Genomic DNA, 12,865 nt, shown 5'->3' on the forward strand with positions numbered 1-12,865 from the left:
TCAGGCCGGCACGCGCGGCTGCAGCAGGTAGCCGATGCCGCGCAGCGTGGTGATGGCGGCGGCGCCGGGCTGGCCGCTGTCGAGCTTTTTGCGCACGCGGTGGATGTACAGGTCGATCGCGTCCAGGTTGGCGTCGTCGGCCAGCGCGAACACCTCGTCGAACAGCTTTTCCTTGGACACCGCGCGCCCGCTGCGGCTGATCAGCGTCTCCAGCACCGCGTGCTCGCGCGGCGTCAGCGCCAGCGCGGCGCCGTGGTAGCTGAACATGCGGGTGACGGTGTCGAAGCTGAGCGCGCCGCAGCTGTGCACCAGCGCCTCGTTGCCCACGCTGCGGCGCAGCAGCGCCTTCACGCGCGCCTCCAGCTCGGCCAGTTCGAAGGGCTTGGCGAGGTAGTCGTCCGCGCCCAGGTTCAAACCCTGCACGCGCTCCTCCAGCCCGCCGCGCGCCGTCAGGATCAGCACCGGCGTCTTGCCGCGCACGCCGCCGCGCGCGCGCAGGCGCTTCAGCACCTCCAGCCCGTCCATCCTGGGCAGGGTCAGGTCCAGGATCACCAGCGCGTATTCCTGCGTGTGCAGCAGGGCGTCCGCGTCGGCGCCGTTGTCGGCGCACTCCACCGTGAGGTGGGCGTCGCGCAGGGCCTTGGCCAGCCAGTGCTGGAGTTCGGTGTGGTCTTCCACTAATAGAATGCGCATGGTGGCGGGTCCGGTAAGGGGTTCAGGGCAGCATCATCGTCGCCGATGCGCAAAAATAAAAGTTTTTTCTGCTAGTGTTGCAAACACCGACACTGAAACTTGGGCTGAAAGACAATTGAAAGGAAGCCGAACCTATAGTGGAGTCCTGGTATTCAGTTATCAGGCATATCACTCATAATTATATCTATAGGAGACGTCCCAATGAACAAGTCCACTTTGGCACTGGCGGTACTGGCGCTGGCCGCGGGCGCGGCGCAGGCGCAGTCGAACGTGCAGGTCTACGGCCTGATCGACGCCGGTGTCGAGAACGCTTCCAACGCCTCCGCCGGCGGCGGTTCCATGACGCGCGTGGTTTCCGGCGGCATGAACACCTCGCGCTGGGGCCTGCGCGGCTCGGAAGACCTGGGCGGCGGCCTGAAGGCCGTGTTCCAGTTGGAAGGCGGCATCCTGCTCGACACCGGCGCGCAGGACGGCGCGCTGTTCCGCCGCCAGGCCAATGTCGGCCTGGAAGGCAGCTTCGGCCGCGTGGTGCTGGGCCGTTCGTTCAGTTCCGTGTACGACACCGTCATCTCCTACGACCCGATGGGCTTCGCGCCTTTGTATTCCTGGGCCACCAGCGGCCCTGCCACCGGCCCGTCGAAATACGGCTTCACCACCGGCTTCGACAACCTGGTCAAGTACAGCGGCAGCACCGGCGCTTTCAAGTATGGCCTGACCTACGGCTTCGGCGAGCAATCGACCGGCGCCGGCGACAGCCGCAAGATCGGCACCAACGTCCAGTACAACAAGAACGGCCTGGGCCTGATGGCGACCTGGGAGCGCATCAACGGCAACCTGGTGCCCGCCACCGGCAACCGCGACGAGAACACCGTCTACCACCTGGGCGCCAACTACGAGACCGGTCCGCTGAAGTTCTTCGGCGTGATGCGCAACTACACGCTGCAGTCTGGCCGCGCCGCCACGGCGGACGTGAAGGCCACCACGGTGTGGGGCGGCGTGGCCTACAAGCCGCAGCCCAACGTCACCATCACCGGCGCGGTCTATCACGTCAACGTGAAGAACGTCGCGGCCGGCCGGGACGCCGATCCAACCATGTACGTGGCGCGCTACCGCTACGCCCTGTCCAAGCGCACCGACCTGTACGTGGCGGCCGCCTACGCCAAGGCGAAGAACGGCCAGCTCACCGGCCTGTCGCGCGACGACGCCGGCTTCGACACCAACCAGCGCGGCGTCGTCACCGGCATCCAGCACCGCTTCTAAGCCGCCGATCCCAAGCCACCCATCCGAGCCGACCATGAAACGCCTGTTCGCCCTCATCGCCTTACTCGCCGCGGCCGCCACGCCGGCGATGGCGGCGCGCGTCGAATGCGTCGTGCCGTCCAAACCGGGCGGCGCGATGGACCTGACCTGCAAGCTGGCGAAGAAGGGCCTGCAGGCGCTGCCGGACGCCGGCCAGCGCGACATGAACATCAGCTACGTGCCCGGCGGCATAGGCGCCGTCGCCTGGCACTCGCTGCTGTCGCGGCGCGCGGAGCCGAACACGCTGGTGGTGTTCTCGGGCGGCTCCCTGCTCAACCTGGCGCAGGGCAAGTTCGGCAAGGCCACCGCCGGCGACGTGCGCTGGGTGGCGGCGCTGGGCGCGGACTACGGCATGATCGCGGTGCGCGCCGATTCGCCGTACAAGAACCTGGGCGAGTTGCTGGCCGCGCTGAAAAAGCATCCCGAAAAGGTGCTGATCGGCGTCTCCGGCACCATCGGCAGCCAGGACTGGCTGAAGATCGCGCTGGTGGTGAAGGCCGCCGGCATCGATCCCAAAGTGCTGCGCTTCGTGGCGCTGGAGGGCGGCGGCGAGGCCTTCACGGCCATGCAGGCGAACTATGTGCAGGTGGTGTCCGGCGACGCCTCCGAGGCGACGCTGAACGCCACCGCCGGCAAGACCCGCGTGCTGGCGGTGCTGTCCGAACAGCGCCTGCCCGGCGCGCTGGCCGCCGTGCCCACCGCGCGCGAGCAGGGCATCGACGTGGTCTGGCCCGTGATACGCGGGCTGTGGATGGGCCCCAAGGTGGCGGACGCCGACTACCGCCACTGGGTGCAGACCTTCGACCGCATGCTGGCCAGTCCCGAGTTCGCGCAGACGCGGGCGGCCTATGGACTTTATCCCTTTGCCCTGACAGGCGACGCGCTCACCGCCTATGTCAGGAAAGCCGTGGACGACTACGGCAAACGCGCCAACGAATTCGGCCTGGTGCGCTGACAGCCGAGCGCTGAAACACCAAAAAAATCCACTCAACGGAGACTGACATGCAATTCAAAACGACCCTGGCCGTCGCGGCCGCCCTTTTCACGTCTGTAGCTTTCGCGCAGGCGCCCGCCGGCTACCCGGCCGACTACCAGAAAATCATCGACGCGGCCAAGAAGGAGGGCAAGCTGGTGGTGTACGGCGCCACCGACAGCAAGGCCACACACCCCCTGATCAAGGACTTCAGCGCGCTGTACCCCGGCATCACCGTCGAGTACAACGACATGAACTCCACCGAGGTGTACAACCGCTTCATCTCCGAGGCGGCCGCCGGCGGCAACACGGCCGACGTGGTGTGGTCCTCCGCGATGGACCTGCAGATGCGCCTGGCCTCCGACGGCCACGCGATGAAGTACAAGTCCGTGGAGGTGCCCAAGCTGCCGGCGTGGTCGATGTGGGACGACAAGGCCTATGGCACCACCTTCGAGCCGGCCGCCATCGTGTACAACAAGCGCCTGCTGGACGCCAAGGAGGTGCCGCACACGCACGCGGAGTTCGCCGCGCTGATCCAGCAGCCCAAGTTCAAGGACAAGGTCACCACCTACGACATCGAGAAATCGGGCGTGGGCTTCATGTTCATGACGCAGGACGCGCGCGAGTATCCGAAGTTCCTGGAGCTGGAGAACGCCTTCGGCGTGGCCAAGGTGCGGGTGCAATCCTCCACCGGCACGATGATGGAGCGCATCTCGTCGGGCGAGAACCTGATCGGCTACAACGTGCTGGGCTCCTACGCGCTGGTGCGCGCCAAGACCGACCCGTCGATCGGCGTGGTGCTGCCGAAGGACTACACGCTGATCCTGTCGCGCGTGGTGTTCATCAACAAGGCCGCCAAGAACGTCAACGCCGCCAAGCTGTGGCTGGACTACATGCTGTCGCAGCGCGGCCAGACCGTGATCGCCAACGAATCGAAGCTGTACGCGATCCGCGCCGACGTGACGGGTGAAACCACCTCGGCGGACCTGATCAAGCAGATCGGCAAGGACAACGTCAAGCCGGTGCCGGTGCACCCCATCGTGCTGCAATTCCTCGGCCCCGAGAAGCGCATGGCCTTCCTGAAGCAGTGGAAAGAAACCGCCGGCAAGAAGTAACGCCCAACCAAGCGGCGTCAGCCACAAAAGGGGTCTGACCCCAATTCGCGGCTTACGCCGCTTACGCCTGAAGGACCTTGTCATGCAAACTCTCGCTCTCCCCGGCAGCGGCCGCCGCGGCCTGAACTGGCCGCGCGGCGTGGTGGTGACGCTCACCGCGATCGCCATCTTCCTGCCGCTGTACCTGATCTTTTACCAAAGCTTCCTGTCCGCGCCGTTCTTCATGCCGGAAAAGGTGCTGGGCCTGGACGCCTACCGCTTCATCTTCGATGACCCGGACTTCGCCATGGCCTTCAAGAACGGCCTGACCCTGGCCACCGGCCTGACCCTGATCGCCGTGCCGATGGGCGGCGCGCTGGCCTTCCTGATGATCCGCACCGACCTGCCGGGCCGCGGCTGGATCGCGCCCATGCTGCTGGTGCCGATCTTCGTCTCGCCGATGGTGATGGGCTTCGGCTACGTGGTCTCCATGGGCCCGGTGGGCTTCTATTCCACCTGGGCCAAGGATCTGCTCGGCTTCGTCCCCTGGAACATCTACTCCTTCACCAGCATCGTCATCATCGCCGGCCTGACCCACGTGCCGCACGTCTACCTGTACGCCTCGTCGGCGCTGAAAAGCCTGGGCTCGGACGTGGAGGAGGCGGCCCGCGTGGCCGGCGCCTCGCCGCTGCAGGTGATGCTGAACGTGTCGCTGCCGATGATCATGCCGGCCCTGGCCTACGCCGGCGTGCTGGTGTTCTTCCTCGGCTTCGAGGTGTTCGGCCTGGTGCTGGTGCTGGGCGACCCGGAGGGCCACCTGGTGCTGCCGACCTATCTGTACAAGCTGACCAACAAGCTGGGCACCCCGTCCTACCACCTGATGGCCGCCGTCGCCGTCTGCCTGGTGATGGTCACCCTGCCGCTGGTGATGATACAGCGCTGGCTGCTCAAGTCGGCCAACAAGTACGTGTCCATCAAGGGCAAGGGCGCGCGCAGCAAGGCCATGCCGCTCGGCAGATGGAAATGGCTGGCCTTCGGCGTGCTGTTCGCCTGGCTGCTGTTCACCATCATCATGCCGCTGACCGGCATCGTGCTGCGCTCCTTCGTGCAGTACTGGGGCGAGGGCGTCAACCTGGCCGACGTGCTGACCCTGCAGCACTTCCGCGACATCCTGGCCGAGCCGTCGCTGATCCGCGGCATCGTCAACACCGTGCTGATCGGCGTGATCGGCGGCGGCCTGGCCGTGGCCTGCTACAGCGCCATCGCGCTGGCCATGCACCGCAAGCCGGACGGCATCACCCGCGCGTTGGACTACAGCGTGCTGGTGCCGCGCGCCGTGCCTGGCCTGTTGGCCGGCCTGGCCTTCCTGTGGGTGTTCCTGTTCGTGCCCTCCTGGCTGGACGGCATGTTCAAGGCCAGCGACAGCGGCGTCGGCACCTGGCTCAGCGAGCACCTGATCCCGGCCCTGCGTTCGATCCGCTCCACCATCTTCGCGGTGTGGCTGGCGTACTCGGTGGTGTGGCTGGCCTACGGCATGCGCCTGATCTCCACCGCGCTGCTGCAGGTGGGGCCGGAACTGGAGGAGGCGGCGCGCGCCGTGGGCGCCAAGCGCGGCCAGGTGACGCGCGACGTGACCCTGCCGCTGATCAAATACGGCCTGCTGGGCGCGTGGCTGATGGTGTTCCTGATCTTCGAACGCGAATACTCGACGGGCGTGTACCTGCTGTCTCCCGGCACCGAGGTGATCGGCGCCATGCTGGTGTCGCTGTGGGCGGGCGGTTCGACCGACCTGGTGGCGGCGCTGTCTTTCATCAACATCACGCTGGTGGCCATCGGCCTGGGCATCGCCCTGCGCTTCGGCGTCAAGCTGCACAACTAAGCCGCAACACTGGGAGCACTTATTATGAAACGAGACATCATGACGAACGAACTGACCGTCGACGACCTGCACCTGGAATACGGCAGCGGCGCCACCGCCAACCCCATTCTGAAGGGCGTGTCCATGCACCTGCGCAAGGGCGAGGTGGTGGCCCTGCTGGGACCCTCCGGCAGCGGCAAGACCACCCTGCTGCGCGCGGTGGCCGGCCTGGAAAGCCCGAAGCTGGGCACCATCGACATCGGCGAGCGCCGCGTGTTCGACGGTTCGAAGGCCTTCGAGATGCCGGCCGAGCAGCGCAACCTGGGCCTGGTGTTCCAGTCCTACGCGCTGTGGCCGCACAAGACCGTGTTCGACAACGTGGCCTACGGCCTGAAACTGCGCAAGATGGGCGCCTCCGACATCAAGGAGCGCGTGATGGAGGTGCTGAAGCAGCTGGGCCTGGGACACCTGGCCGAGCGCTATCCGCACCAGATGTCCGGCGGCCAGCAGCAGCGCGTGGCGATCGCCCGCGCGCTGGTGTACAACCCGCCCGTGATCTTGCTGGACGAGCCGCTGTCCAACCTGGACGCCAAGCTGCGCGAGGAGGCGCGAGCCTTCCTGCGCGAGCTGATCGTGCGCCTGGGCCTGTCCGCGCTGATGGTCACGCACGACCAGGGCGAGGCGATGGCGATCTCCGACCGCATCCTGCTGCTCAACAACGGCAAGATCGAACAGCAGGGCAACCCGCAAAGCATGTACGAGACGCCCGAGACGCTGTTCACGGCCGAGTTCATGGGCAGCAACAACCGGCTGCCGGCCAAGGTGGTGCAGCGCGACGGCTCGCACGTGCGGATCGACGTCAACGGCGCGGCGCTGCACGCCACCGCGCGCGGCAAGGGCGGCGCCGAGCCGGCGGTGCTGATCCGCGTGGAGGAGGTGCGCGTGAGTTCCACGCGGGCCGACAACGCCATCGAGCTGCCGCTGCTCACCTGCATGTACCTGGGCGACCGGTGGGAGTGCCTGTTCAAGAGCGAGGACGGCGGCATCAACCTGCGCGCCTATTCCAAGTACAAGCTGGACGCCGGCAGCTACTGGCTGCAGCTCCCCGCCGACAAGCTCTGGGTGTTCTAAGCGTCCTAGCGAGCTGAGCCCCATTTGGGGCATGGCGGGGACGCCGAGTCACCAAATGGGGCTCAGCTCGCTTTGCCGGCCCGTAGACCCGAACCCATGCTGAAGTCCTTTCTGTACGCGCTGTTCGCCGGCACCCTGGCCGCGCTGCTGTGCGTCCACCTGAACACCCCGCTGCCCTGGATGACAGGCCCGCTGTTCGCCACCGCCGCGCTGCGGCTGGCGGGCGCGGACCTGCGCGTGCCGGTGCAGGCGCGCGAGGCGGGGCAGTGGGCCATCGGCACCGCGCTGGGACTGTACTTCACCGCGCCCGTGCTGGCGGTGCTGGCCGCCCGCGCCGGCTGGATCGCAGTGGCAGTGGTGTTCGCGCTGGCGCTGGGCTGCTTCTGCGCCTGGCTGCTGCGCAAGCTGTCCCGCACCGACCACGCCACCGCCTTCTTCGCCATGGCGCTGGGCGGCGCCTCCGAAATGGCGGTGCACGGCGAGCGCCACGGCGCCAACGTGGAACGCGTGGCGGCCGCCCACAGCCTGCGCCTCATGCTGGTGGTGGGCACCATACCGTTCGCCATCCAGTACTGGGGCCGGCACGGCCTGGGCATCGGAACGGACCTGTACATCCCCGGCGCCCGCGCCATCGATTATCCCGGCTTGCTGGCGCTGGTCTGCGCCACCGCCTGCGCGGCGCTGCCGCTCAAGCGCCTGAGGGTTCCCAACGCCTGGGTCATCGGCCCGCTCGCCATGGCCCTGCTGCTGACGGCCTGCGGCATCCACCTGAGCCGCCTGCCGGAATGGATGGTGCGGCTGGGCCAACTCCTCATCGGCGTCTCGCTCGGCACGCGCTTTTCGCCCGGTTTCCTGCGCACCGCGCCGCGCTACATGGCCAGCGTGCTGGCCTGCAGCGCCGCCGCGCTGGCACTGGCCGCCGGCTTCGGCCTGCTGCTGGCCGAGGCGGCGGGGCTGAATCCCGGCACCGCCATCCTCGCCACCTCGCCCGGCGGCATCGCAGAGATGTCGCTCACGGCGCAGACGCTGCACCTGGGCGTGCCGGTCGTCACCGCCTTCCACGTGTCGCGCATGGTGATTCTGGTGCTGGCCGTGGGCCCGCTGTTCCGCCGTTTGCGCCGCACTAATTAAATATCGGCCGCCGACAGGAATGCAGTGTGATAATTGGATAGATTGTCAAAAAATCCGAATAGTCAATAGGTGGATACTGAAAATATCTACTTAGTCATTTAATATCTCACCGTTTATAATGGATGCTTTGCGCGTCGCGCGCGCCGTGGCTCCGTTATGCGTGCACAAAGTGTTTCCTTCTCCATCGTCAATCATGCGGCCTGGGCGCCGGGCCTGGTCACGCCCGAGGCATGGGCGGAATGGAGCGGGGCGCCGGGACCGGTGACGGGCGAGGCGGAACCCGGGGTGCGCGCCATGCCCGCCATGCTGCGCCGCCGCGCGGGCCTGTTCGGAAAAATGGCGCTGGAGGCGGCCTACCAGTGCATGGGCGGCGACACCGGCATACCCGTCGTGTTCAGTTCCCGCCACGGCGACGTGGCCCGCGCCCTGGAGTTGCTGACGCAGCTCGCGCGCGGCGAGGCGCTGTCGCCCACCGCCTTCGGCATGGCGGTCCATAACGCGACGGCCGGCCTGTTCTCCATCGCGCGCGCGGAGCGCTGCAACCACATCGCGCTGGCCGCCGGCGCGAGCTCGCTGGAGCACGCGGTGATCGAGGCCTGCGGCCTGTTGGCGGACGGCGCGCCGCGCGTGCTGCTGGTGGCCGGCGATTGCCCGCTGCCCCGCGAGTTCGCGCACTTCGAGGATTGCGCCGAACAGCCGCACGCTTTCGCGTGGCTGATGGCGCCAGCCGGCGAGCAAGCGATATCGCTATCCTGGCGGGGCGCCGGCGGTGATGCGGCCTCTGATGCGGCCTCAGATGCGGCTCCCGACGCGCCCACACTGCCCGGCGGCCTGGACGTGCTGCGCTTCCACATCGCCGGCGACGCGGAACTGGTGCGCACGGCGGACCGCCGCACCTGGCGCTGGAGCCGCGATGCTTGAGCGGCTGTCGCTGGCTTGGCGCACGCTCGCCACCGGCCTGAGTTTCGCCTTGTTCGGCGTGGGCGGTCTGGTGTTGCGGATCGTCGTGTTCCCCTTGCTGCAGCTGCTGGTGCGCCGGCCGGAGCGGCGCGTGGCGCTGTCGCGCCATGTGATCCGGGTGGCCTTCCGCGCCTACATCGCCCTGATGCGCGCCATGGGCGTGCTGCGCTACGAGTTGCGCGGCCTGGAAAAGCTGGAGCGCGGCGGCCTGCTGATACTGGCCAATCATCCCACCCTGCTCGACACCGTGTTCCTGATGGCGCTGGTGAAGCGGGCCGATTGCGTGGTCAAGGCCGACCTGTGGAACAACGCGTTCACGGGCGGCCCGGTGCGCGCGGCGGGCTATATCGCCAACCACGGCGGGCCGGACCTGATAGACGATTGCATCGCCTCGCTGGAGCGGGGCAACAACCTGATCATCTTCCCGGAGGGGACGCGCACCGCGTACAACGGGGAGATCAGCCTGAAGCGGGGCGCGGCCAACATCGCCGTGCGCGGCGCGCGCGACATCACGCCGGTGCTGATACGCTGCGAGCCGGCCACGCTGCGCAAGGGCGAGCCGTGGTGGAAGGTGCCGCCCAGGCTGGCCAGCTTCAGCATCGAAGTGCAGGACGACCTGCGCATCGCCCAATTCGTCGCCGATGGGGCCAGCGAAGTGCTGGCGGCGCGCCGCCTGACGGAACACCTACAACAATACTTTACGGGGAAGTACCAACATCATGGTTGAACAAGGCATGCTTGAACAAGAAGTCAAAGAACTCATCATCGAAGTGCTGCAGCTGGAGGACATCACCCCGGCCGACATCGACGCCGGCGAGCCGCTGTTCGTCGAGGGCCTCGGTCTCGATTCGATCGACGCGCTGGAACTGGGCGTGGCGCTGCAAAAGCGCTACGGCATTTCCCTGTCCGCCGATTCGGCCGAGACGCGCCAGCATTTCGCCTCCGTGCGCGCACTGGCCGCGCTGATCGAATCGCAGGGCAAGAAGGGAGCTTGACATGATCGTACTGAGCGAAATGAGCAGGGACGAGCTTTACCAATGGGTGGTGAAGCTGCTGGTGGAGATGTTCGAACTGGACGCCGGCGGCCTGACGCCCGAGTCCAACCTGTACGCCGACCTGGACATCGACAGCATCGACGCGGTGGACCTGGCGGTCAAGCTCAAGCAGCTGACCGGCAAGCGCCTGCAGCCGGAAGTGTTCAAGACCATCCGCACCATCAACGACGTGGTGGACGCGCTGAGCGGCCTCGCGACCGAAAAGGCGGTGTAATGTTGTGGACGGCGCTGACGGCGGCGGTCACGTTGCTGTATCCGCTGGCGATCTGGTTCGGGCATGGCCAGGTGGAGCCGCGCTGGCTGGCGGCCCTGCTGCTGCTGGCCGCGGCCACCCGCCTGCCGGCGGTGAAGCTGAGCGGCGCCGCGCGCTGGTCGGTGGCCGGCGCGCTGGTGCTGGCCGCGTGCGCGCTGTGGAGCAATCTGCTGCTGCCGCTGAAGCTCTATCCGGTGCTGGTCAACGCCGCCTTTCTCGCCGCCTTCGGCTACAGCCTGACCACGCCGGTATCCATGGTCGAGCGCCTGGCGCGCCTGCGCGAGCCGGTGCTGCCGCCCGAGGCGGTGCTGTACACGCGCCGCGTCACGCAGGTGTGGTGCGGCTTCTTTATTGTCAATGGCGGCGTCGCGCTGGCCACCGCGCTGTGGGCGCCGGAGGCGGTGTGGTCGCTGTATAACGGCGTCATCGCCTACGTGCTGATGGGCGTGCTGGTCGGCGGCGAGTTGCTGACCCGGCGCCATTTCCGCCGCCTGTATCAAAGTTGATGTCCATGTTCGACCGCCTATCCCTATTGCCCGCCGCGTTGTCGGCACGCGACCCCGCCATGCTGGCCGGATGGCGCGACGGCGCGCCCGTGCCGTGCGGCGAAGTCGCCACGCGCATGCGCGCCTGGGCCGCGCTGCTGGCCGGCCAGCCGGGCCGCCACTACGCGCTCTACATCGAGGACAGCCTGGAGTTCGCCGCCGCGCTGCTGGGCGCCTGGCAGGCCGGCAAGACCGTGTGGCTGAGCGCCGACACGCTGCCGGCCAGCTGCGACGCGCTGGCCTTGAAGGTGGATGGCTTCCTGGGCGGGTTCCCGGCCGCGCTGGCGCCGTTGCGGCCGGGCGACGCCTGTGCGGTCGATGCCGGTGCATCCGACGGCGATGCCGATAGCGATGTCGATGCCGCCGTCGTAGCCGATGTCCCGTTCGCCGGAGCCGGCGCGGCGCTGAATCTCGCCGCGCCGGCGCTGGTCGTGCACACGTCCGGCAGCACCGGCGCGGCGCAGGCCATCCCCAAGACCCTGTCGCAGATCGACAGTGAAGTCACCGTGCTGGAACAGATGTTCGGCGCGCGGGTGCGCGGCGCGGCGGTGCTGGCGACCGTCTCCCACCAGCACATCTATGGGCTGCTGTTCAAGGTGTTGTGGCCATTGTGCGCCGGGCGTCCGCTGCACGCGGGCACGGTGGCGTATCCCGAGCAACTCGCGGAGCTGTTGGCTGCGCGGCCGTGCGTGCTGGTGGCCAGCCCCGCGCACCTGAAGCGCCTGCCCGACCATCTGGACTGGCGCGGCGCCGCCGCGCAGCTGCGCGCCGTGTACTCGTCCGGCGGCCCGCTGCCGGAGGACTCGGCCTACGCCTGCGAGGCCCTGCTGGGGCAGGCGCCCATCGAGGTGTATGGCAGTTCGGAGAGCGGCGGCGTCGCGTGGCGCCAGCGCGCGGCCGGCGCGGAGGCGCGGCATAGCGGCACTTGGCAGGCGTTTCCGAACGTGGCCTGGCGCGTCGCGGAGCCCGAAGGGGCGCTCGAAGTGCGTTCGCCGCACTTGCCGGACGACGGCTGGATGACCCTGGCCGACCGTGTCGGGCACGCCGCCGGCGGGCGTTTCGAATTGCTGGGCCGTGCGGACCGTATCGTGAAAGTGGAAGAGAAGCGCGTCTCGCTCGATGCGCTGGAACGCGCGCTGGCCGCCTCGCCGCTGGTGGCGGAGGCGCGCGTGCTGCGGGACGAGGGTCCGCGCGCGCAATTGGTCGCCGTGGTGGCGCTGACGGACCAGGGCAGGGAGCTCCTGGCCGCGCGGGGCAAGCTGGCCTTGAACCGCGCCCTGCGCGCGCTGCTGGCGGAGGTGGCCGAGACCGTCGCCCTGCCACGCCGCTGGCGTTATCCGTCGCAATTACCGGTCAACGCGCAGGGCAAGACCACGCTGGCCGCCTTGCAGGCGCTGTTCGACGACGAGGCGCCGGAGCAGGGGCTGGAGAAGGACGGGGAGGACGCGCGGAGATCGGAGCCGAAGCTGGAGCCAAAGCCCGGGCTAGCGTCGCGTCCACGCCAGCCGCTGCCGCGGGAGCTCGAGGTCACCCCGGACAAGGTCGTGCTGGAACTCTTCATCCCGGAGGACCTGCTGTACTTCGAGGGCCATTTCCCCGGCGCCCCCATCCTGCCCGGCGTCGCGCAGCTGGACTGGGCCGTCGCCTATGCGCGGCGCTACTTCGCGCCGTCCGGCGTGTTCCGCGACGTGGCGGCGTTGAAATTCCAGCAGGTGATCGCTCCCGGCGCCACGGTGCGGGCGGAGTTCACCTACGACGCGGCCAAGGGCAGCGTGCAGTTCCAATACCTGTCGGCCGCCGGCCGGCACGCGAGCGGCCGCATCATTTTCGCGCCGGCCGCCTAAATCAAGACCAAGTCAAGACCAAGAAAGAG

At 67.9% G+C, this 12,865-nt stretch carries 13 protein-coding genes; 12 read left to right on the forward strand and 1 reads right to left on the reverse strand.

The annotated features are described in order from the left end of the window. Window positions 1-693, reverse strand: a complete 693-nt coding sequence (locus BM436_RS12065; RefSeq protein WP_093555764.1) for a response regulator — start codon at window positions 691-693, stop codon at window positions 1-3. Window positions 694-894: 201 nt separating this feature from the next. Here BM436_RS12065 and BM436_RS12070 point away from each other — a divergent pair, with 201 nt between their 5' ends. From BM436_RS12070 to BM436_RS12125, 12 genes are all read left to right on the forward strand, one after another. Then, window positions 895-1,953, forward strand: coding sequence for a porin (locus BM436_RS12070; RefSeq protein ID WP_093555765.1), 1,059 nt, complete (start codon window positions 895-897; stop codon window positions 1,951-1,953). 34 nt (window positions 1,954-1,987) lie between these two features. Then, on the forward strand, window positions 1,988-2,947 hold the full coding sequence (locus BM436_RS12075) for a Bug family tripartite tricarboxylate transporter substrate binding protein (protein ID WP_093555766.1): 960 nt from the start codon (window positions 1,988-1,990) through the stop codon (window positions 2,945-2,947). Window positions 2,948-2,994: 47 nt separating this feature from the next. Further along, window positions 2,995-4,080 (forward strand): ABC transporter substrate-binding protein, encoded by a 1,086-nt coding sequence (locus tag BM436_RS12080; protein WP_093555767.1) that lies wholly within the window; start codon window positions 2,995-2,997, stop codon window positions 4,078-4,080. 82 nt (window positions 4,081-4,162) lie between these two features. Continuing rightward, complete coding sequence (locus BM436_RS12085; protein WP_093555768.1) at window positions 4,163-5,938, forward strand: ABC transporter permease; 1,776 nt, start codon at window positions 4,163-4,165, stop codon at window positions 5,936-5,938. 39 nt (window positions 5,939-5,977) lie between these two features. Then, window positions 5,978-7,048 (forward strand): ABC transporter ATP-binding protein, encoded by a 1,071-nt coding sequence (locus BM436_RS12090; RefSeq protein ID WP_093555769.1) that lies wholly within the window; start codon window positions 5,978-5,980, stop codon window positions 7,046-7,048. 96 nt (window positions 7,049-7,144) lie between these two features. Continuing rightward, window positions 7,145-8,179, forward strand: a complete 1,035-nt coding sequence (locus BM436_RS12095) for an AbrB family transcriptional regulator (RefSeq protein WP_093555770.1) — start codon at window positions 7,145-7,147, stop codon at window positions 8,177-8,179. Between the two features lie 156 nt (window positions 8,180-8,335). Next, the gene (locus tag BM436_RS12100; RefSeq protein ID WP_093555771.1) at window positions 8,336-9,100 is read left to right on the forward strand and encodes a beta-ketoacyl synthase chain length factor; all 765 of its coding nucleotides are present in this window, start codon (window positions 8,336-8,338) and stop codon (window positions 9,098-9,100) included. Then, entirely contained in the window at window positions 9,093-9,866 is a 774-nt protein-coding gene (locus tag BM436_RS12105) for a lysophospholipid acyltransferase family protein (RefSeq protein WP_093555772.1), read from the forward strand. The genes BM436_RS12100 and BM436_RS12105 overlap by 8 nt, the downstream gene beginning before the upstream one ends. A 7-nt stretch (window positions 9,867-9,873) precedes the next feature. Next, window positions 9,874-10,134 (forward strand): phosphopantetheine-binding protein, encoded by a 261-nt coding sequence (locus BM436_RS12110; RefSeq protein ID WP_229490110.1) that lies wholly within the window; start codon window positions 9,874-9,876, stop codon window positions 10,132-10,134. A gap of 1 nt (window position 10,135) precedes the next feature. Continuing rightward, window positions 10,136-10,408 carry an acyl carrier protein gene (locus tag BM436_RS12115; protein WP_177307144.1) on the forward strand — a complete coding sequence of 91 codons (273 nt, stop codon included), beginning with the start codon at window positions 10,136-10,138 and terminating at the stop codon, window positions 10,406-10,408. Continuing rightward, entirely contained in the window at window positions 10,408-10,953 is a 546-nt protein-coding gene (locus BM436_RS12120) for a COG4648 family protein (RefSeq protein ID WP_093555774.1), read from the forward strand. The genes BM436_RS12115 and BM436_RS12120 overlap by 1 nt, the downstream gene beginning before the upstream one ends. Continuing rightward, window positions 10,953-12,836 (forward strand): ApeI family dehydratase, encoded by a 1,884-nt coding sequence (locus tag BM436_RS12125; protein ID WP_229490119.1) that lies wholly within the window; start codon window positions 10,953-10,955, stop codon window positions 12,834-12,836. Before BM436_RS12120 ends, BM436_RS12125 begins: the two co-directional genes overlap by 1 nt. Window positions 12,837-12,865: the final 29 nt, after the last annotated feature.

Source organism: Pseudoduganella namucuonensis (genome assembly GCF_900116645.1).
Lineage (GTDB): Bacteria > Pseudomonadota > Gammaproteobacteria > Burkholderiales > Burkholderiaceae_D > Rugamonas > Rugamonas namucuonensis.

Excerpts from the sequence above, each read along its gene's own strand:
- BM436_RS12095 (WP_093555770.1), top strand. The coding sequence starts at position 7,145 with ATGCTGAAGTCCTTTCTGTACGCGCTGTTCGCCGGCACCCTGGCCGCG.
- BM436_RS12065 (WP_093555764.1), bottom strand. The coding sequence starts at position 693 with ATGCGCATTCTATTAGTGGAAGACCACACCGAACTCCAGCACTGGCTG.
- BM436_RS12080 (WP_093555767.1), top strand. The coding sequence starts at position 2,995 with ATGCAATTCAAAACGACCCTGGCCGTCGCGGCCGCCCTTTTCACGTCT.
- BM436_RS12125 (WP_229490119.1), top strand. The coding sequence starts at position 10,953 with ATGTCCATGTTCGACCGCCTATCCCTATTGCCCGCCGCGTTGTCGGCA.
- BM436_RS12085 (WP_093555768.1), top strand. The coding sequence starts at position 4,163 with ATGCAAACTCTCGCTCTCCCCGGCAGCGGCCGCCGCGGCCTGAACTGG.
- BM436_RS12090 (WP_093555769.1), top strand. The coding sequence starts at position 5,978 with ATGACGAACGAACTGACCGTCGACGACCTGCACCTGGAATACGGCAGC.
- BM436_RS12070 (WP_093555765.1), top strand. The coding sequence starts at position 895 with ATGAACAAGTCCACTTTGGCACTGGCGGTACTGGCGCTGGCCGCGGGC.
- BM436_RS12120 (WP_093555774.1), top strand. The coding sequence starts at position 10,408 with ATGTTGTGGACGGCGCTGACGGCGGCGGTCACGTTGCTGTATCCGCTG.
- BM436_RS12105 (WP_093555772.1), top strand. The coding sequence starts at position 9,093 with ATGCTTGAGCGGCTGTCGCTGGCTTGGCGCACGCTCGCCACCGGCCTG.
- BM436_RS12110 (WP_229490110.1), top strand. The coding sequence starts at position 9,874 with ATGCTTGAACAAGAAGTCAAAGAACTCATCATCGAAGTGCTGCAGCTG.
- BM436_RS12075 (WP_093555766.1), top strand. The coding sequence starts at position 1,988 with ATGAAACGCCTGTTCGCCCTCATCGCCTTACTCGCCGCGGCCGCCACG.
- BM436_RS12115 (WP_177307144.1), top strand. The coding sequence starts at position 10,136 with ATGATCGTACTGAGCGAAATGAGCAGGGACGAGCTTTACCAATGGGTG.
- BM436_RS12100 (WP_093555771.1), top strand. The coding sequence starts at position 8,336 with ATGCGTGCACAAAGTGTTTCCTTCTCCATCGTCAATCATGCGGCCTGG.